Raw genomic sequence first — 18,569 nt, 5'->3', positions numbered from 1 at the left:
TTGCGCAGAGTAAATATCCTAGTGCTTTGTGGCTGGGGTCACCAGCGCCATGATTGTGCTGTTCGGGACAGTGCTGCGTCGCTAACCACTACCCGGGCTACCAGCTACTGTACAGAGATCGGCAGCAGCCAGAGACCGGTCCAGAGCAGGAAGGTCAGCGCCGGGGCGAGATACATCAGGACGCCGAATAAACGAGGGCGCTGAAAGCTGTTGATGCGCAAGTTGAGGGCGAGTAGAAGCGCCAGCGCTACGGTGCCCAGCGGGATCAGATAACGAAAGATCCACAGCAGGTTCCAAAAATCTGGCACAGAGACTGAAAATGTGAAGAGCGGCACGGAAAACATGGTCAGCAGAGTCCACAGCACCGGAGCAAGGGTGAGTAGAGCCAGGATGATGAGGTTCAGCCAAATAGACCAGAGTGGCAGCAAGGTGTCTTGGCGTCCACGCACCCGACAGAGCACTGTCAGCAGGATCAAGGAAATCACCAGAACGACGTCGGGAAACAGCTCGTGACCGCCGAGCGAACGTCTCAGGCCGGCCGTATAGATCTGCAGCGAATAGGGCACTAGCCAGCAGAGCACGCACACGAAAAGACCCGTGAATACGATGCCCGAAACACGTGAGACCCAGATTTGTCCCAGCTTCTCCGGCTCTGTTTTTTCCACGGGTTCCTACTCGGTTCGATGCGTGACCGTCAGGTTCTGTCAGTCGCGAACGGAATTCTGTCGGTGGATGAAAACTATGAGATAGCCTACCTCTTATCGAATATTAGCCCGGATCAGGGTTAACGATCACCCCGGCAGGCCCTCGGAGAGTATCTTGAAGGCGGTACTGCTGAGCAGCAAGACGAGGACCGCGCCGATTATGCTCACGCTGCAGGCGATGACGTAACTGGCAACGAAGACCAAGGCTCCATGGAAAGCAGCGAAGATTCGTCTGTACTGTCTTTTTCGGGCGTGATAGCACCCGAGGGCGACACCGCAGCAGGCTAGCAAGGGGATCATTCGGGTGCAGAAGAGGATCAAGGCGTTATCGCCCCAGAAGCTGAGATCCAGGCCGATATTCCTCCGCTGAAATCGTGACGGAGTGAAAGATTCTGCGATCTGAGGCAAAGCAGCCCAGAATTCCAGAGCGATAAAGAGCGAGGCAATGCTGGCTGCGACGATGACGGCGAGCAGTTTTGGCCGGAATTCAGACTGCGATCTCGCCCAAAGGCAAGACAGCGAAGCTAAGAGCCCGATGGCAAGCAGTGAGGGCCAATAGCCCTGATCCGCGAAGGAGTAGGGGAAGAGCTTGCCTAAGGGGCTGATTCTGGGGTTAGTGCTGTAGAAATTGGCGATTAGCAGAAACGCCCAGAGCGCACCGAATCCTACGTTGAACGAGATGATCGCAGCTTTTTCCATCATCGGCTAGCCAACAGCAGGGCGGCCCGTGACCAGGAAAGCGCCGATCAGGAGAGCTCCGCCGATCAGCAAAATTCCGGAGCTGAGTATCAAGGTGAGACGGATGGCTCGAGAGGGGCGCGAGCTGCGTACGTCGGCGAAGAGCCGGATCGCACTGGAGCCTAAGATTGCGGTCATTGGAGCGAGCGCGGCTAAACTGCCCATCCAGGCTCCGGTGGTCTCAGCAATCGTCGGAGCCTGGTGATAATCCGGATCCACGTTACTTGCTCCTAAAGCCACAATGTAGAGACCCAAGAGAACTATCGGTGCAGCCGCCAGGCAGGTCAACATCGTCGCGGCGAGACGTGCGCCATCCCAAAGGGGCGGTTCGCGATGATACGCCCACCAGGTTCCTAGTGTCGTACTGGCGATGATTGCCAGGCCGGAGAGACCCAGCAAAATCCAGCTTGTCACTTTCGGTGAGTAGTAGGGATATGCGGCTTCGATCCAGGGCAGGCTGCACCCGAGGCTGAGCAATGGCATGCCCAGTGCCCAGGCACTATTTGCAAGAAGCATGCCGAGCTTTCTAGACCAGCTAAGCGCGTTCCTTGCCTGGGTTTTTGAATTTTCGGCAAGGCTGGACATCTCAAAAGTCTGACAGCCAGGCTATCCGGGCGCCTCATACTGCGGGCTGAAATCGGTAGGTGTTTCCGGCGGGAATAATATATGCAAACGTATGCTTCTACCTGGCATGAAAGGTTTTGGATTTCTCTCCTTCGGACATTATGGAGCGGGCCGTGGCTCGCAGACGGTCACCGCGAAAGACTCGTTGAAACAAGCCATTGAGCTCTCCGTGGCGGCTGATGAGCTCGGCGTCAATGGCGCCTATTTCCGGGTTCATCATTTCGCCAAGCAGCAGGCTTCGCCGTTCCCGCTGCTTGCCGCCATCGCGGCGAAGACCGAGCGGATCGAGGTGGGCACCGGCGTCATTGATCTTCGCTATGAGAATCCGCTCTACCTCGCCGAGGAGACCGCGGCGCTCGATCTGATCAGCGACGGCAGGTTGGCACTCGGAATGAGCCGGGGATCGCCAGAGACCGCGTTGCGGGGGTATGAATCCTTCGGATACACCGGAAGTGTTGACCCGCGTGGCGCCGATCTTGCGCGGCAGAAGTTCGAGCTCTTCCTACGAGCTATTGACGGCGAGGGAGTTGCGCCTTCCGATCCGCAGATGACCGGGCGGAACACCCTGTTGCGCGTTGAGCCGCATTCCCCGGGCGTCAGGAAGCGCATTTGGTGGGGCTCTGCCTCCCGGGAAACCGCGAGCTGGACCGGGGAGATGGGTGTCAATATGATGTCCTCCACCCTGCTGACCGAGGACGCCGGCGTGCCTTTCCATCAGCTTCAGGCCGAGCAGATAGCGATTTACCGGAAGGCCTGGAAAGAGGCCGGTCACGACGGCGAGCCGAGAGTGTCGGTGAGCCGGAGCATCTTCCCGATTATGAACGATCAGGATCAGCTGTACTTCGGCCGGAGCGATTCCGATCAGGTCGGCGTGATCGACGGTTTCCGATCCACCTTCGGCAAGAGCTATGCGGCGGAGCCGGATCAGCTGGTCGAGGAGTTGCTTAAGGACTCAGCGGTGATGGCGGCGGACACCCTGATGCTGACTATTCCAACGCAATTGGGGGTGGAGTACAACCAGCATGTCCTCGAGTCCTTCGCCAAGTACGTGGCACCGGCGCTGGGCTGGAAGCCGAATACTGAGGGGCCAGTGACGGCTGTCTAACTGCGAGATGGGAATGGAGCGGTCGGCGCTTTCGCCATGCATTCTAGGGTTACCCGCAGCCGGAAGCTAAGAAGATCTTTTGGCCTAAGGCTTACGGCTTGAGTCCCTGGCACTCCGCTTATAGCGCCTTGGTGGATGGCAGGGAATATTAGTGCTGGCCCAGCCATCTACCAGATCAGTGAAGAAAAGCGCTGGTGGCGCCAGCACCAGGCCCACCAGGCCGCTCATCCCAGGCTCGAATTTTCTGCGCTGTCTTTTCCAGTTGGGCATGGCCGGGTGACAACGTAATTCCAAAATGGGATTCCATAGGTACTGATTGGTCTCCTCCCCAATACGCTGTTTTGTCTAGCTGGTTGAGGATATCTCGGACAATAGCTAGCTCCTTCGGGTAGAGGAGTCCGCGGGCCCCCGATGGGTAAAGGGCTGGTCGGAGTGCGATGGCGGTGCCAGAAAGATGGTTTGACTCGTAAGGTTGGGTAACTGTTAGCTCAGAGGAGTGTCCTTTGACGTCGCCACTACGCAAGGTCTCGATTTCGTAGTTAACGCGGCGAGCTATATAAAGCAAGATGACGGCCGTGTCGCCACCTGCCAGCTGCACTGACTGATTGCTACCTTCGATTTTGAAATTCACGGGCTGCTTGAGTATAGGCCAACCGTTCTGAGATCTGTTCTTGGACCATGGACGTGGCTTGGAAGGTGAAGCTGATGCAACTGGTGCTGACAAGGCCAGCGCCGATATAGACACAGCTGCAATACTCAGAACTCTACGACGGGCAATTTCTTTATGAATCATGATTTCAATTCCTTTTGCGATTATCTCTGTGCTGGAGAATCGCTGAGATGAGAGATGTTGCTAGAAGAAGTGCTATTACCACGCCAAGTAAGGTGATTGTTGGGTTGATCCAGAATGGAACGAGGTCGTAGTCAGCGTTACATCTATTGTGTAAAGGGAAAATTTGGCTTGGCTCTCGCCAATTCTCCGATCTGTATTTCTCGTCATAGATCTGCCCGGCCTTTGCACAAGTCTCTGAGGCGTCACCCCCTGCCGCAAAGGCGCCGATAAGGAAAGACAGGCCAAGAGCTAACACAAAAGGGATCGAAAGCGCAGTCCAAAGAATGGGGTGAACGTGACGAATGAAGGTGATTATTTTTTTCATCTGACTCGACCTCACTATTTGGTTCGGGGCGAGATGAGAAGTTTTCTTTGATTTTGTTGATATGTTTGGGACATTTTTCTTTCCATTCCGACTCTGGATAGAAGGCTATCAGCGAAGCCCTGTTCAAACTCTTTTAGTTTATTTCCAGGTAATGTAATAGGCGGTTCATGGGGGCCTATTAGGAATGTGCGAGCAATCACGATCTTTTCGAAGATAGAGGTTACCAGTGCATCATGGGCAAGAGCTAGACATGTCTCGGCGTTGATAAACCTCTGCTGATAGTAATCGCTAAACCTCTTCAAACCACCGGTGCCCCCATAATAGTCCTGGACTGCGGTGACAATATCTACGCCGTTCCGGAGCCGTTGTGCTAATAGGTAGCCGTCCGCATCGCACGCCAGATCGTCGAAATCAAAGCTGCTGGCGATGCCAGGCTTCCCTAACTTTTCCATACAATAGGTATAGCCGGACGAGTAGCTCGCGGATTCATTTCGCCAATCACCGTAGAAGGTCAGTAAATCGCCAGCCCAACCGGCAATGTCCCCTTCGGCCATCAAGTTGGTGTCTACCGGCGATGGGATCAGGAAATGTCCATTGGCGGTTGCCATTAAATGTTCAACACCAATCTGGTATCCGGTATACGGATCCTGGAACTCGGCCATGATGGAGAAGCCTTTTTTGTTGGCGAAGTCAACAAAACCATCATCCACCGAGCCGATTAATGCGATCCAGCGAAGATCATTATACTCACGGCTTCGCAGGTACTCCATGACTAACTGGTTCGGATTCCCCTTGCCATACTCTTGTGCGCAAGCATAGAGTTTTTTTATGTAACTGATAAATTCGTCTGCTGGACTGGCGGTCGAGTTAACAGATGATTGACCTGGATCTCCGCCTTCGCCGCGCCAAACATCGCGATCCAAATCAAACGTATCTGAACCGGTTATTACCTGAAATTCCTTAATTTGATTGAAAGACCAGTTCGATGGTAACGGAAATCCTAGATTTCCGGAAAATCCCCACGACATTCCAGAAATATATGAAAATCGAGCGTATGTATTTTTTGTAACTTTCGCACAAACGTTTCGTGAACCATATACGCCATGCACATACCTCTTGCCTTGTGATGAGAGACCCGCTTGGATGCCTTGAAAATACGGCACAACAGCCGAGTCTATTTCCTCACCGGTGGCGTCGTAGTCAACAGCAAAATAGATCACTGTGCCACGAGCAAAGCCATATGCGTTAGCTCTCTCATGCGCTTTCAGTGCGTGTTGGTAGCCTTGGGTGTAGGTGAAATCCGAGAGTTGACGGGCATTGTCTTGAAAAATCGGCAACACTCTTAAACCGGCGTTGAAGATGGTTGTCAGCTCGCCGGGCTTGATGTCCTTATCCAGTGTTGACCCGGGTGGGTTATATAAATATCGGCCGATGGCGCGATATCCGTTATTGAACAACCATTGGGCCCGGGAGGCAGTAATTTCGAAGCGTGTGTCGCAGCCCGCCACCGGACGGTCGGGGTCGCCAGTTGAGACTAGAAGCTGTGCCCATGTCGAGTAATCGCCCCTCCCGTTGACCTGAAGTTGCGAAAACGCCTGAAACGCGCTGACGAACTCGCCCAGTTTTGCGTCAAAGGTAGAGCGCTGAGTGGTGAACACTTCGGGATCGAAGGGTACTGGCTCGTTGAAAACGCAGGCCGCGGAGAAAAGTTCGACGAATATTCCGGAGTCGCCCTGCTGTACAGAGTGAGTCCGAAGTCCCGCCTGTGTAGCAGGCCCGAATGCTCCATTGGGGCTGCTAATACCTAGTTCGTATTGAAGAGCTATCATCAGCGACTGCTGTACATCGCGAGAGTAAATTCCATCACATGGACCGATGGTGTAAGCGTCCTTTTGCCAGTAACGACCATTCAGCCACTGCTGGATGCCTCGAACCTTCTCGGTGCCGCCGGCTAACACTATGTATGCGTCTAGGTTCAGAATGCACCGGAAGATGCTAGCTGGCACCGACGATCCTGGGGGGAGTCCCATATTGCTGCGCAGGCCAGCGACTGCCGCTGCCGTCACCCCGTCAAAAGTCCCGTAGGTATTTGCTCCCCAATAGCCCTTGCAAAATAGGCCGTGCTGAAGGATGCGCACAATGCGATCATCCTTGCCGCCCCACCCTTGATTGAGCTCACCTAGCGTCTGAAGTCGAGACATCGTCGTCGGCCCGAAGGCGGCGACAACCGGTGAGATCCCGAGTTCGTGTTGCAATCCCATCACCAGGGAATACATTGTGGACCAACCAATCAGTCCGTCCTCGGGACAAGGTACGTACCCAGAGGTGCCGGCGTAGGTTGCGTTGACCCATACCTGCGCTTCTTTGACTTTTGGATCCATGCTTTTGGCCTCTCGGGGTGAGTTGGCATCGATTTATTACGGTCAGAAAACTATTCGGACGACGACCTCGTTTTCTGTTGTTCTCCATGAGACTACCGTTTCAGCGGGCCCTAGAATCTCGGTTCGCGTGGGAAATCCAAAACTTCCAATCACTTCCAAAAAAACTTCCAATCAATACCCCGTCGAGGCTGCAATTGCCTTGCTAGTGTCGAAGTTCCCAAGGTTCAATAGATGAGGAATTTGGCTATGTTGAAGAAATCTTTGGCGACTATCGGCCTCAGCTCTGCGCTCTTAGCTGCTGGTTTACTTGGTGCGCCGGCTGCAAACGCGGCCGGTTATGACGGTACCGACCCGGTGTCTACCGGGTGTGTTTCGGGCGCGTACGCTGTTCAGTCATGGAAGTTCCAAAAAGGTGAAGGGCTGGCAGAGCTAGTCTATTCGCCTCGTTGCGGTACCAATTGGGTGAATGTTTATGGCTATCTTCCTGGCCAGAATTACTGGGCAGTGATTCAGGTTCCTAGCACGACCAAGAGCGCGATCGCCATGACCGCGGGGGTCTCCTCCGAGCACAGCGCTCAAGTGACGGCGCCGGGTAACACCTGCGTAGAGGTCACTTGGGGGCATCGAGTTCCAGATACCGGCTTGGTTGGTGGCGGCACCGCTCGCATCGGAAGTTGCTAGGTGATTTTGGTGCGATCTCTACGAGGAAGATTACATATGAAAAAGGTACTCGCTGTCCTACTGATACTTGCAGCAACCTGTGGTCTCAGTCTCGCCTCATCGCAGGCGGCTAACGCTGCCGGAAGTTGCTACTTCGAGAGCTGCACAAAGAAAGACCCTCAGGTTTCTGGCTGCAGTGCTGACGCTTACACGATTGGATATATTTGGGGAAAGGAGATCAGATTCTCTCCTGGCTGTGCGGCTTCATGGCTACGATCAGCCCCTCAAACCGGGAATCTAACCGCAGAAGTTAAGGTCACCCGCCCTAATAATGTATACGAGTACGTCTATTACGGTGCTGGCGCTTACTACGGAAATGAGTCTTGGAGTCTAATGGCACCTTTGCAAGTTGGCGGCTTGATCAACTGGCACGCAAGCAATTCGGTGAGCGGTTGGTTCAACACGAACCGAGTCTAGAAGAAATAAAATAACGCTATCCAGGTTTGTTAGATCTAGCTTTTTGCTGAGAAAGATTATCATGAGGAAGCTAGTTGTTATTCTTGGAATGATATTTGCAGTCGGGGCCTTTGGCCTGCTATCAGCTCAAGGTGCCAGCGCGGCGGGAACTTGTTACCTTGTCAGCTGTGCTGGGAAGGATCCGCAGGGGTCCGCATGTAGCTCTGATACTTATACCATCGCATAGGTGGTCCACCTGAGATACTCGCTATCTTGCGCGGGTGTTTCGTACCGGATCGACGGCATAATCCAGTGAAAAGATGGTATCTAGGCGGAAAAGTAGAAACCAAGACATATTCTGTTGGTAATCTTTACAACCGATATTAGAGCACCATGGCGCCGATGCAGCATTCCAGGGATGTAAATATGGAGACCGTTTCATGTCCTTCAGAGGGACGTCAGAGGATGAAAGCAGATTAGGAAGTAGTTATTCCAAAAATGGTTCGCCTGTTTCCTGAATCAAGTTCCTCATCTTGATGAGAAGTGCTAATTTCGATTTCTCTAATAGTTTAAGATTGAGCTAGTGTGAGGTGAGTAGAATATTTATCGAGTAAATTATGCGACCTCTCAACAAAAACAATATTTCGTAAAAATATATTCTAGTAGATCAATTTTATCGAGTGGAGACTGTTAAATTATGAATTATTTGATTTCAAAAAATAATCGATTATTTTCCACAGTATTTGGACTAGTTCTCCTTGTGGCTGGTTCACTTTTTGTAGCACCGACCGCAAATGCTGCACCTAGTTGTTATTTCGAGAGTTGCACCAACAAGGATCCTCAGAATTCGGGATGTAGCGTGGGCGCATATACTATTGGCTATGCTTGGGGAGTTGAAATTAGATTTTCTCCAAATTGTGGTGCTTCATGGTTACGACCCGTAGTTCAAGTTGGCAGTCTTTCTGCTCAAGTAAAAGTCACTCTGCCCAATAATGTCTATGACTACAGATGGTATGGGGTAGGCGGTTATTACGGGAATGAGCCGTGGACTCGTATGTCTCCTCTCCAGCCCGGAGGCATGATTAACTGGTGGCAAAATGGTGACAAGGCCCAGACTGGTTGGTTTGATACTAAGCCTGCGTAACGAAATTTATTTACATTGTAATAGCGTTTTTTTATGATAACTAACGCTAACATTGTATATAAATGTATTTTTTAGATCATTTAAATTAAGTTTTTTATGGGGAGAAAAATGTTAGCGCTTGCAAGCGTTCTGATTGCGGTTGGAGGGGCAAGCCTTACCATGGCGCAGACTGCGGGTGCTGCAGGTAGTTGCTATCTGGATAGCTGTGTTGGCAAGGATCCTCAAGGATCAGGGTGCAGCGCAGACGCGTATACGATTGCCTATGGAATTGATCTTAGGTATTCAAAGTCCTGCGCTGCTGTTCGGTATAGGCCGAATGGTGATGGCGTATCTCGCTGTTTAGAAAGTGTTTTTGAAGTTCACAGGTGGTATCCCGGAGGAAAGGTGGAAACAAACAGGTACGGTGTCGGGAACCTCTTCCACAAGACTTGGAGCACTATGGTCCCGATGCAGCAGGGTGATCAGGTTCGCTTTAATTGCGGAAGCTCTTATTCAGGCTGGTACAACACCTTACCGGCCTGAATAAGGACGAACTATTGAATCTTGAGAGAAATAGATTTGGACGGAAGCAATTTCTAAGTACGTTCGAGTAGCTCTAAAACCACAGCCTCAGGCCTGCAAACGAACCGGACCGGAGCGAAGCGGGAGGTGCCGATACCGCCGGAAACATTGACCGGCGTCGTGCCCCCCGCTTTCCCAACCTGTTCAGATTCCCAATTACTAGGAGACACACCCTTCTACCACCCTGTCCAGGTCCCAGGGCGTGCCCTGGTCGGGCCGGAATGGCGAGATCCAGATCGCTTCCAGCTTGCTTGCTGATGCGATAGAGGGTCCGTTGTTGCTGGGTTTTTAGACCTTTGAGGGAATAAGTCCCCGCAAGAGCTTCAACCACAGGGTCTCAGAAATTTTTATTTGAAGTGATTGAGCTATTGAATTTAGCCATCGAATCGCATAATGTAGAGCGAGTGAATTTGCCGATGGTCCAGTGTGATTCCAAAAAAATCTGTCGTTTTCAGGATGAATTTCGATCAGAACTCGGTCTTGCAGAAGTTTTTGCTCTTGTTAACACGGTTTTTTGAAGGAGTGCGTGTGTCCAATTTCGGTGTCCTGTGGAAGGCGATACTTTTCGTCGTTTGCCTGGCCTTGGGGGCAGGTTTGCTTTCGGTTCAAACTGCTCAGGCGACAGCGGGAGCAACCGCTCCTCAGTCAATTCCAGTGGACCCTCAGCCTGATAACGCAGATCCAGTCAAGCCGGATCTTGAGCCTTCGCAGGGTGTTAAGCCAGATGATCGTTCGAGCAAACTAGGGCAGAACTGGTCTAAGAGCAAGGATTTGGCGTGGACAACGATCGGTGACCAAGATGGTTTCAAGGTTCTGGTCTCGCGGGCTTCCGAAGGCTATGTCTGGACTCAAGTCGCTGCATTGGGTAACCCTGCAGTCGAGACGGATCGATGGATAGGGAATGCCTGCAGCATATCAGCGGGGAAGAAACTCGCAGTCGTCTATGCTCCGAGAACCTTTACAAACTCTGAAAGACTGTCGAGTGCAGGAGCATTTGCCGCCGTGGTCGACTTGATCACGGGCAAGGTGGAAGATTTAGGTCGGGGTTTCAGTATCGCTTATTTCAACCCTGGTTGTGGAAATTCAGATCTTTTCACATTGACTACTTATGCTAAAGACGAAGCTAAGACTAGGGTCGCCTTAATGAAATCAGGCTCGCTGAGAGCTGTGAAAACCTACGAACTGAACGGTCAAGTCACCTCACCAGTGCCTACCGAACAAGGAATCTTTGCTGCATATTCAGATGGCATTCGCAAGGTAGACGCGAACATAGCTGGAGATATCTCTTCCACACCCATAATCCGCACTAACGGTAGTGCTTATCATTTGACATCGCTAAATGGTGAGTTAGGTTATGTCGAACAGGATCATGGCAAGGCTGCTGTGAAAACCATTGCTCTCAAGATGCCAAGTGTAAACCCCGTTATCATCGCTTCTGGCGAAATTTTAGGAACCGCCTTGGTCAGAGACGGACGTGGACGTCCGTACGTAAGCGGTGATGCTTTAACATTGACTGGGAAAAAATCCGCATTAGGTCAAACAATAACTGCTGTATCAGCTAATGCAGAGGTGTCTTCCTTGGGTGAATTGGCTGTTGAACCAACAAGCACTAAGGGTCAAGGGCAAAATTCTACAAGCCGGGTCGAGATCAAAGCCAAGTCCACGATTACCGGTGCTGATATTGATATATCCGCGGAGATATCCTCCGAAGGGATAGCCACCAATAGTTCTGCACGTGGAGCCCCAACCACTGTAGGCCAATCTGGAAGAACTGGCCCGGTTGCTCCAGGGAATCTGGCCGAGACAGACCGTGTTTGTGCCGTCCCCAGGAATGATCCCAAAAGTCAGGCACTCCAGCCAAAACCAAGACAAGTGGAATGGGCCGTCGATCAGCTAGTTCAAAACAGTTTGAATGTTGTGAGACCAGCTAACTGGAATAACCTGGGTATGCCAGGTTACAACGTTAACCAGCTTTTCCCTATGAGACAGTTGGCAGGTGGCAAGGAGATCCCGCCGCAGGTCATGCTCGGAGTAATTGCTCAAGAATCGAATATGTGGCAATCTAGTCGATTTGCACTTCCGGGAGCTACGGGTAATCCGTTGATTGGAAACTATTACGGTTCAGATTTTGGATCAGCTGAGGATAATACCTGGGGATGGAATTTTCCTGAGGCGGACTGTGGCTACGGACTAACCCAATTAACCGATGGCATGCGTCTCGCTGGACGTGAGGGAGGTAGCACTCCAGCTATGCCCTACGATTCGCAACGTGCAGTCGCGCTCGATTTCGTAGCAAATATAGCCGCCGGAATGCAGAAGCTGCAAGAGAAATGGAACCAGACAAACGCTGCCGGCCTCATTGTTAATGACGGAAATTCGGAAAAAATAGAAAATTGGTTTATAGCAGTATGGGCGTACAACTCGGGTTTTTATGCGAAAGGGGCCGGCCCTTGGGGCGTGGGATGGTTTAATAATCCAGCAAATCCCAGATATCCGGCTTCACGTGCGCCCTTCTTGGAGAGCGGTGCGGCTGATGCCGCCCATCCTCAGGACTGGCCTTACCCTGAGAAGGTCATGGGGTTTGCGGCTTACCCTCCCTTCATGTACGAGAACGATAAGACCGATCAAGTTGCGGCTTACCGTATTGCTTCTTGGAACGGCGACGAGACCAACGCACCACTAAACCGGCGTGCGGTTAAACCTCCGGTAGACTAATTTTGCAAATCAGAAAATAATTGCTATTACGGAACTTCCACACCGCCAAATGCTCCAGGAGTCAGCGGAGAGCCAGCTGGTCCTTGTCAAAATAAAAATTCAAGTGGGCAGTATGACCTGAAATGCTATTTCCATACTGCCACCGTATGGAAAAAAGACTGCCAGTTCTCATGCGGAGATGGATTTATTCGATTCCCCGCGGGATGGGATTACCAAGCTGATGGAACAAGCTATCTTCCGAATTGCAGCCGAGATACATTGCCTTCCGGTGCCCTGATTGTTGACAACTTGCCCAACCAAACCGCTCCCGTTCGAGGTGGGTGCGGAAAGCAAGAGACCGTCGGCAGTTTCACATTCAATCTCGGCACTAATAGTTTGGGGCAGCCAATATCGAAAACAGACCTTCATCAGTTAGGATCAGGATTCAACGGACAGTTCTATTTTTCGCATACCCGCGAAAATTTGGGGCACCCCGGGGATGCTTCTCTGGGGGGAGCCTTAGATATAGTAGGTACCTGGTCCTTGGAGAAAAGTCTTAAGCAATGGGTCAAAGTCTATGTTCATATGCCTGAAGTCGCAGCTTGGACACAACGTGCAAGGTATGAAGTAAGTCTTGGAAACGGCATTGTAAAAACAAGATATCTTCCTCAACGAGTTGGTAGTAATAAATGGGTCTCCCTCGGAGTTTTCCCCATTGACGGTGTGCCAAAAGTTACACTTAGCAACACGGCTGTCAATGGGGATGGAGTGGATGACGTTGCTTGGGATGCCGTGAGTTTCCTGCCTCTTGCTCAAAAGCCGAGAGACATTGTTGTTGCTATTGGCGACTCTTTTTCATCTGGCGAAGGTGCGAAAGATTACTTCAGTGAATCAGATAATAATGGCAACCCGATTAATGGAAAACCAAACCGTTTCCAAAATGCCTGTCACAGATCAAATAATTCATGGTCGTTAAAGTCGGTTCTTCCTGGAAGCCTACTGAGTACTAAAAATCGAATTGCGCAAGGGGATCCTTCAATAGACTATAGCTTTGTTGCATGTTCCGGGGCAGAAACAAAGAACGCTCTTCCGTTCCTTACAGTTCCGGATTCTCAGCGGCCACAAAGCAGCTACGGAGCTTTTGGCACTGGGCAATACGGGGAAGTTGCGCAACTGGACAGTGGATTTATTGATGAGAGCACCACGTTGGTGACGATGACGATGGGTGGCAATGATCTGAAGTTTGCTCAGATCATGCAAGCTTGCGTGGGTACTATTATGCCGAGATGCCTCGAAGAACCTTTGGAGGGAGATGCTATTTCGGCTTTTGATGCGACAAATAAAAAAATCAAAGATAATCTTTATTTCGATCTTTTAAAAATTATGCAAGAAATCAAGAAAAAAGCTCCAAGCGCGAAAATACTAATTATGGGATACCCGTTTTTAATTGAGCGTAATTTGCAGTGTTTTCCAAATATTAGCAGCAAGGAGATCGATCAAATGGCTCAGATCGCGATGAATATTAGAGCAATGTTGCTAATGTTGAAGACGGCGGGAGGGGCCCAGGGTATTGATATAGTTCTTGGCGACCCTATTGATAAGTTTCAAAATCATTCTGTATGTGCAAATGAGAATGCCGGTATTAATGGTATCGTCACAGATCAGACGGAGGGGGAAGTCCCGGCGATCAACGTATTTAATCACGCCATTCCATTAGGTCTTTCTGCGCAATCTTTCCACCCAAATCAGCTTGGTACCACCCTCTACGCAGAAGTAATGAACGAGGCATTGCGAAAATGAGTAGATTGAAAATATCCGTTTGGGCAGGGATGGTCGTATTTGCAGTGTTTCTTGCGGGCTGTACTAATTTACCGTCCATTCAAGAACAAGCAAAGAATAAATTGCAGAACAGGGCATCGATGATATTTGACATGGTTGCTGACGAACTGCTGGCTCCAGTTCCATTGACGGCTGACCAGTTAAAAAACTACGGTAAAAATAGTCAGATTTTCTATAACTCTTCTGTCGACAACCGTGGTAATGCCATTATTTTTGCCTTTATTGATGCGGATGCTGAGAGCGGTGGAGGATTTTGGTATGAGTCTTGGAAAGCGAAATCCTGCCTTAAGATAAATTATATTCTGATGCAGCATTCCAGAGAGGTGAATATGGAGTCCGTTTCGTGTCCTTCAGGGGGGCTTCAGGGAATGAAAGCAGATGAAGAAGTGGTCATTCCAAAAATGGTTCGTCTATTGTCTGAATCAAGTTCATCATCTTGATGAGAGGTGCTAATTTCGATTTTTCCGTCGCTTTAACTCAGGCAATTCTTGCTGCATCATGGAGAATGAAGTGTTGATGAACTGAAACCTTTTTGTCAATTTATAAGATTATTTGAAGTATATAAGAATGGAGATTATTAAATTATGAGTTATTCAAATTCAAAAGCTGGTCGGTTATTTTGTGCAGTATTTGGACTGGTTCTCTTTGTGGCTGGTTCGCTTTTTGTAGCACCGACCGCAAATGCTGCTCCTAGCTGTTATTTTGAGAGTTGCACGAAGCAGGATCCCCAGGCTTCCGGATGTAGTGTGGGGGCTTATACCATCGGCTACTATAGCAGCGCTGAAATCAGATTCTCTCCGACATGCGCTGCTTCGTGGCTTCGGCCGGGTACAAGGAATGGTGAACTTTATGCGCAGGTAAAAATAACGCGACCTAATAATGTGTATGAGTATGTGACTTATGACGTAGGATTTTATTATTTTGAGTCTGCTTGGACGGTGATGGTGCCACTTCAGATTGGCGGAATGATTAATTGGAGGTCGGGGCCTGCTGGGAGTGGCTGGTTTAACACTAAGCGTGTAGCCTAACGGTTCACTTCGAATTTCGAAGTATGGTTTTATGACAGCTGTCTACTCTGTAGAACCGAGAATGTAGATCGGATAGATCTAGCTGAGGTTACTTGGGGTGAAGCTCCAAAACCACGGCCTCAGGCCTGCAGGCGAATCTGATCGGAGCGAAGCGGGAGGTGCCGATACCGCCGGAAACATTGACCGGCGTCGTGCGTCCCCCGCTTTCCCAATCGTTGAGGCCCTTGGCACGCCAGGTGGGCAGATCGCAATTACTCACCAAAGCTCCGTAGCCGGGAATGCAGAGCTGCCCGCCGTGGGTATGGCCAGCTAACAAGAGATCCGCGCCATCCTCAGTGAAATGATCGAGTACCCGTTGATATGGTGCATGGGCGACGGCGACCTTGAGATGCGGTGAGCTGTCCTGATCGGTCGTCCCTTTGGGCCAGCCCGCATAACGCTCACGTTTAAGATGCGGATCATCCACCCCGGAGAAGTCGAAGCGAATTCCTTTGAGCACCATCGACTGATTTCGGTTGGTCAGATTGACCCAGCCCCTGGCACCAAAACCAGCGTGCATCCGCTCGGTATCCAGCTTCAGCGGATTGCGCTTCTTCGACAACTGCGAGGGTCCAGCTAAATAAGAGGCTGGATTCTTGAACCTCGGCGCGTAGTAATCATTCGAACCCGGAACAAAGACGCCGGGAAACTGCATCAATGGCTTCAGAGCATCCAGCAGCGGATCGATGGCCTCGGGATGAGTCAGGTTATCTCCGGTATTGACCACCAGATCGGGCTTGAGCTCGGCAAGCCTCTGCAACCATTCCGTCTTACGGCGTTGCCCGAGGTTCAGGTGAATATCGGAGAGGTGCAAAACCCGGAAAGGTTCGGAACCTTTGGGTAGAATCGCCAACGACTCGTAGCGCACGGTGAACCAATTCCGCTCCACCAGGGCCCCATAGGCAACACACCCGAGTCCGGCCACTCCCACAGCACCCAGCCCGATCAGCCAAGGATTGGCCGATCGGGGTGAATCAACTGTCAAGGTCTGCCGTTTCCAGGCCCGAAGTTACCACCATTGCCGCCGCCACCGGGGCCGAAGTTCCCGTTATTACCCGTGCCAGGACCGAAACTGTTATTGCCACTGTTATTGCCAGAGTTATTGTTTCCGGCACCATTACCCTGGTTGCCACCTCCAGTGCCGTTACTCGCCGGAGGGCTGGCGTTTCCGCTAGCTCCATTGCCGCTCTTTTGATCATTGGACTTCGGGGGAGCCACGTAGGGGGTTGTTAGCATACTGCTGGGCGGCTGGGGGAAGTTCTCATGGGCATAATTCGGAGCGATATCGTACATGAAATTGGAGAAAGCTGTACCGGCGATATCTGAACCATCAATTGACTTAGGGTAATGGTGGTTATTGATCGTTATACCGTTGATGCCCTGATTGTAGAATTTCGGATCTTCCCCGCTGCCGGTGGGATTACCGAACCAGGACGCTGTGGCTAGGCCACTGCTTGTACCCACCACCCACGTGTCGACGTTGCCGTTAGTGGTACCGGTCTTTGCTCCAATGTCGAAGCCGATATTGCGCGGAGGGCGGTTTGGCGTAATCAGTGAACCGGAACCGTATTGCGCCGTTATGACGTTTTTCAGTCCGTAAAGCACTCCGGCAGCAACCTCTGGGTCCATGGATTGCTTGCAACCAGCTGAGGGAACGCTAAGAGCTTTCCCCTGAGGGTCTGTAATGCTTTCAATCGCAATCGGAGTGCAGTAGACGCCCTTAGCCGCAAAAGTAGCGAAAGCATTGGCCATGGTCACGGGGTCTATGCTGTCTGAACCCAGGAGTTCCGAGGCCTTGCTGAAACTAATCGGCAGAGCTTTTTTGACGAGTTTTTGATCGGCGTCCTTGCTATTGCCAACATCTTGCAACCCTGCTTGGTCGGCGAGCTGCTTGATCTTGCAGAAATCTAACTGTGAAGCGCTGGCAAATGTAATAGTGTTGATTGAATTCACTAGACCATCAAGAACGGACATCGGTTTGTAGTAGTTGGGAAGATCATTTTCTAGGTCTGCACTATTGGGCTGAGTACTGTCGAAGATGCCGGTTGTGGTTCCGCAGGAATTTCGCCAGACGGTTCCAGGGCCATAAACACGCTTGGTGCCATCCACAATAGTATTCATCGACTTACCCGAAGCAAGCCAGGCAGCGAAAGTAAAAGGCTTCATGGTCGATCCAACCTGCATACCCAGGCCACCGAGAGGGTTACCCTCGCTGTCGTACTGACCGACGCTGTAGTTAAGCGATGTCTGGCCAGGGGCGTCCACGGGTGACATCTTATTGTTCTGCGCCATCGCGACGATCTTGCCAGTGCCGGGGACCACGGCAACCATGGCCGAGCCGCGATTGTCCTTGGGCAGCGTCGTGTTGTTCTGCTGTTCCTGAGCGGATTGCTGAGCTTTCGGGTCCAGAGTCGTCTTGATCGTCAGACCGCCTTGGAAAAGCAAGCGCTTGCGATCATCAATGGTGGCGCCGTAGTCCTTATTGTTCAGGATCAATTGCGCGACGTAATCACAGAAGAACGGCGCGGTGACCGCCGTCGCACAACCCTGCGGCTGGATCTTCGGCGTCAGCTTCACCGGGGTGGCCACAGCGGCGTCGTGATCCTTTTTGTTGATCATCTTCTGCGCCAGCATCTTATCCAGCACATCGTCGCGGCGATCTTTGGCGTTATCCGGGTGAGCGATCGGGTCGTAGAACGAAGGGCTGTTCACCACGCCGGCCAGCAGTGCCGCCTGCGGCAGCGTCAATTTGTTCGCGTCGACGCTGAAGTAGCGCTGCGAAGCCGCCTGAATTCCATAGGCGCCATTGGCGAAGTTCACGATGTTCAGATAGCCAGCCAGGATCTGGTCCTTGGACTGCTGCTTTTCCAGCGCGATCGCGAGCTTCATCTCGCGCAGCTTGTCAGCGACAGTCTTCGCATCGCCGATTTTGGCCTCATCGCCCTTGTTCTGCGCCTCGAGGCCCTGAATGATCTTATTGTTCACATATTGCTGGGTGATGGTAGATGCACCCTGGCGTCCACCTTGCAGGGTCGCGGCCAGCGCGCGCAGAATGCCGGTGGCATCGACGCCGCCGTGCTCGTAAAACCGCGCATCCTCAATGGCTACCACGGCCTGCTTGATCAGCGGAGACATCTGATCGAAAGCCACCGGCTGACGGTTCTGGGTGTACAGGTTAGCGATCAAGGAGCCATCCGAGGCCAGGATCTTGGTCGCGACCGCGGGATCCCCGGTCTTCAACTCATCCGGCAGATTGTCGAAGGCGTCGATCGAGGTGCTCGCTGCGGAACCGGTGACGGCAACAGCAGGCACCATCAAACCGGCGACCAGAACGCCGCACAGTGCACTCACCGCGAGGAAGCCGATGAGCTTTCCCAACGTGGTGGCAGTATTAATGATCGGATTCTTTCGAACAGCCATTTCCCCAGTCTACCGGGGG

At 51.6% G+C, this 18,569-nt stretch carries 13 protein-coding genes and 1 pseudogene; 6 read left to right on the top strand and 8 right to left on the bottom strand.

The window, feature by feature from the left end; all coding sequences use genetic code 11:
- Window positions 1-104 precede the first annotated feature (104 nt).
- From ABDK06_RS06400 to ABDK06_RS06390, 3 genes are all read right to left on the bottom strand, one after another.
- The gene (locus tag ABDK06_RS06400; protein ID WP_394940085.1) at window positions 105-665 is read right to left on the bottom strand and encodes a hypothetical protein; all 561 of its coding nucleotides are present in this window, start codon (window positions 663-665) and stop codon (window positions 105-107) included.
- Window positions 666-791: 126 nt separating this feature from the next.
- Complete coding sequence (locus tag ABDK06_RS06395; protein WP_394940083.1) at window positions 792-1,406, bottom strand: hypothetical protein; 615 nt, start codon at window positions 1,404-1,406, stop codon at window positions 792-794.
- A 3-nt stretch (window positions 1,407-1,409) separates the two neighbouring features.
- Window positions 1,410-1,958: a hypothetical protein gene (locus tag ABDK06_RS06390; protein WP_394940081.1), complete on the bottom strand. Its 549-nt coding sequence runs from the start codon at window positions 1,956-1,958 to the stop codon at window positions 1,410-1,412.
- Between the two features lie 175 nt (window positions 1,959-2,133).
- On the opposite strand from ABDK06_RS06390, the gene ABDK06_RS06385 reads away from it, so the two are divergent.
- Window positions 2,134-3,171, top strand: a complete 1,038-nt coding sequence (locus ABDK06_RS06385; RefSeq protein ID WP_394940079.1) for an LLM class flavin-dependent oxidoreductase — start codon at window positions 2,134-2,136, stop codon at window positions 3,169-3,171.
- 175 nt (window positions 3,172-3,346) lie between these two features.
- Here ABDK06_RS06385 and ABDK06_RS06380 read toward each other — a convergent pair whose 3' ends face one another.
- Both ABDK06_RS06380 and ABDK06_RS06375 read right to left on the bottom strand, forming a co-directional pair.
- Window positions 3,347-3,964: a hypothetical protein gene (locus ABDK06_RS06380; RefSeq protein WP_394940077.1), complete on the bottom strand. Its 618-nt coding sequence runs from the start codon at window positions 3,962-3,964 to the stop codon at window positions 3,347-3,349.
- Between the two features lie 378 nt (window positions 3,965-4,342).
- Window positions 4,343-6,709: a glycoside hydrolase domain-containing protein gene (locus tag ABDK06_RS06375; protein WP_394940075.1), complete on the bottom strand. Its 2,367-nt coding sequence runs from the start codon at window positions 6,707-6,709 to the stop codon at window positions 4,343-4,345.
- 246 nt (window positions 6,710-6,955) lie between these two features.
- Between ABDK06_RS06375 and ABDK06_RS06370 the strand changes: the two genes are divergently transcribed.
- Entirely contained in the window at window positions 6,956-7,390 is a 435-nt protein-coding gene (locus ABDK06_RS06370; RefSeq protein ID WP_394940073.1) for a DUF2690 domain-containing protein, read from the top strand.
- Between the two features lie 1,132 nt (window positions 7,391-8,522).
- Window positions 8,523-8,969 (top strand): hypothetical protein, encoded by a 447-nt coding sequence (locus tag ABDK06_RS06365; RefSeq protein ID WP_394940071.1) that lies wholly within the window; start codon window positions 8,523-8,525, stop codon window positions 8,967-8,969.
- A gap of 575 nt (window positions 8,970-9,544) precedes the next feature.
- On the opposite strand, the pseudogene ABDK06_RS06360 reads toward ABDK06_RS06365, so the two are convergent.
- Window positions 9,545-9,658 (bottom strand): annotated as a pseudogene (locus tag ABDK06_RS06360) (metallophosphoesterase); the annotation flags it as partial.
- Window positions 9,659-9,986: 328 nt separating this feature from the next.
- On the opposite strand from ABDK06_RS06360, the gene ABDK06_RS06355 reads away from it, so the two are divergent.
- The 3 genes from ABDK06_RS06355 to ABDK06_RS06345 all read left to right on the top strand — a co-directional run bounded on the left by ABDK06_RS06355 (window position 9,987) and on the right by ABDK06_RS06345 (window position 14,503).
- Window positions 9,987-12,245 carry a hypothetical protein gene (locus tag ABDK06_RS06355; RefSeq protein ID WP_394940069.1) on the top strand — a complete coding sequence of 753 codons (2,259 nt, stop codon included), beginning with the start codon at window positions 9,987-9,989 and terminating at the stop codon, window positions 12,243-12,245.
- 564 nt (window positions 12,246-12,809) lie between these two features.
- On the top strand, window positions 12,810-14,024 hold the full coding sequence (locus tag ABDK06_RS06350) for a hypothetical protein (protein ID WP_394940067.1): 1,215 nt from the start codon (window positions 12,810-12,812) through the stop codon (window positions 14,022-14,024).
- Window positions 14,021-14,503 carry a hypothetical protein gene (locus ABDK06_RS06345; RefSeq protein ID WP_394940065.1) on the top strand — a complete coding sequence of 161 codons (483 nt, stop codon included), beginning with the start codon at window positions 14,021-14,023 and terminating at the stop codon, window positions 14,501-14,503. The genes ABDK06_RS06350 and ABDK06_RS06345 overlap by 4 nt, the downstream gene beginning before the upstream one ends.
- 676 nt (window positions 14,504-15,179) lie before the next feature.
- Here the strand turns inward: ABDK06_RS06345 and ABDK06_RS06340 are convergent.
- Both ABDK06_RS06340 and ABDK06_RS06335 read right to left on the bottom strand, forming a co-directional pair.
- Window positions 15,180-16,115, bottom strand: coding sequence for a metallophosphoesterase (locus ABDK06_RS06340; protein WP_394940063.1), 936 nt, complete (start codon window positions 16,113-16,115; stop codon window positions 15,180-15,182).
- Window positions 16,112-18,550 (bottom strand): transglycosylase domain-containing protein, encoded by a 2,439-nt coding sequence (locus tag ABDK06_RS06335; protein WP_394940061.1) that lies wholly within the window; start codon window positions 18,548-18,550, stop codon window positions 16,112-16,114. The genes ABDK06_RS06340 and ABDK06_RS06335 overlap by 4 nt, the downstream gene beginning before the upstream one ends.
- Between the last annotated feature and the right edge of the window lie 19 nt (window positions 18,551-18,569).

Source organism: Psychromicrobium ferritrahens, assembly GCF_043789415.1.
In the GTDB taxonomy this organism is placed as follows: Bacteria; Actinomycetota; Actinomycetes; order Actinomycetales; family Micrococcaceae; genus Renibacterium.
The sequence above is the reverse complement of the archived record's forward strand: the minus strand, read 5'-3'. Positions and strand labels throughout refer to the sequence as shown.

What these genes read in the sequence shown, in the direction of transcription:
- ABDK06_RS06395 (WP_394940083.1), bottom strand. Translation starts at nt 1,406, where the DNA reads ATGATGGAAAAAGCTGCGATCATCTCGTTCAACGTAGGATTCGGTGCG.
- ABDK06_RS06390 (WP_394940081.1), bottom strand. Translation starts at nt 1,958, where the DNA reads ATGCTTCTTGCAAATAGTGCCTGGGCACTGGGCATGCCATTGCTCAGC.
- ABDK06_RS06385 (WP_394940079.1), top strand. Translation starts at nt 2,134, where the DNA reads ATGAAAGGTTTTGGATTTCTCTCCTTCGGACATTATGGAGCGGGCCGT.
- ABDK06_RS06380 (WP_394940077.1), bottom strand. Translation starts at nt 3,964, where the DNA reads ATGATTCATAAAGAAATTGCCCGTCGTAGAGTTCTGAGTATTGCAGCT.
- ABDK06_RS06375 (WP_394940075.1), bottom strand. Translation starts at nt 6,709, where the DNA reads ATGGATCCAAAAGTCAAAGAAGCGCAGGTATGGGTCAACGCAACCTAC.
- ABDK06_RS06370 (WP_394940073.1), top strand. Translation starts at nt 6,956, where the DNA reads ATGTTGAAGAAATCTTTGGCGACTATCGGCCTCAGCTCTGCGCTCTTA.
- ABDK06_RS06365 (WP_394940071.1), top strand. Translation starts at nt 8,523, where the DNA reads ATGAATTATTTGATTTCAAAAAATAATCGATTATTTTCCACAGTATTT.
- ABDK06_RS06355 (WP_394940069.1), top strand. Translation starts at nt 9,987, where the DNA reads ATGAATTTCGATCAGAACTCGGTCTTGCAGAAGTTTTTGCTCTTGTTA.
- ABDK06_RS06350 (WP_394940067.1), top strand. Translation starts at nt 12,810, where the DNA reads ATGCCTGAAGTCGCAGCTTGGACACAACGTGCAAGGTATGAAGTAAGT.
- ABDK06_RS06345 (WP_394940065.1), top strand. Translation starts at nt 14,021, where the DNA reads ATGAGTAGATTGAAAATATCCGTTTGGGCAGGGATGGTCGTATTTGCA.
- ABDK06_RS06335 (WP_394940061.1), bottom strand. Translation starts at nt 18,550, where the DNA reads ATGGCTGTTCGAAAGAATCCGATCATTAATACTGCCACCACGTTGGGA.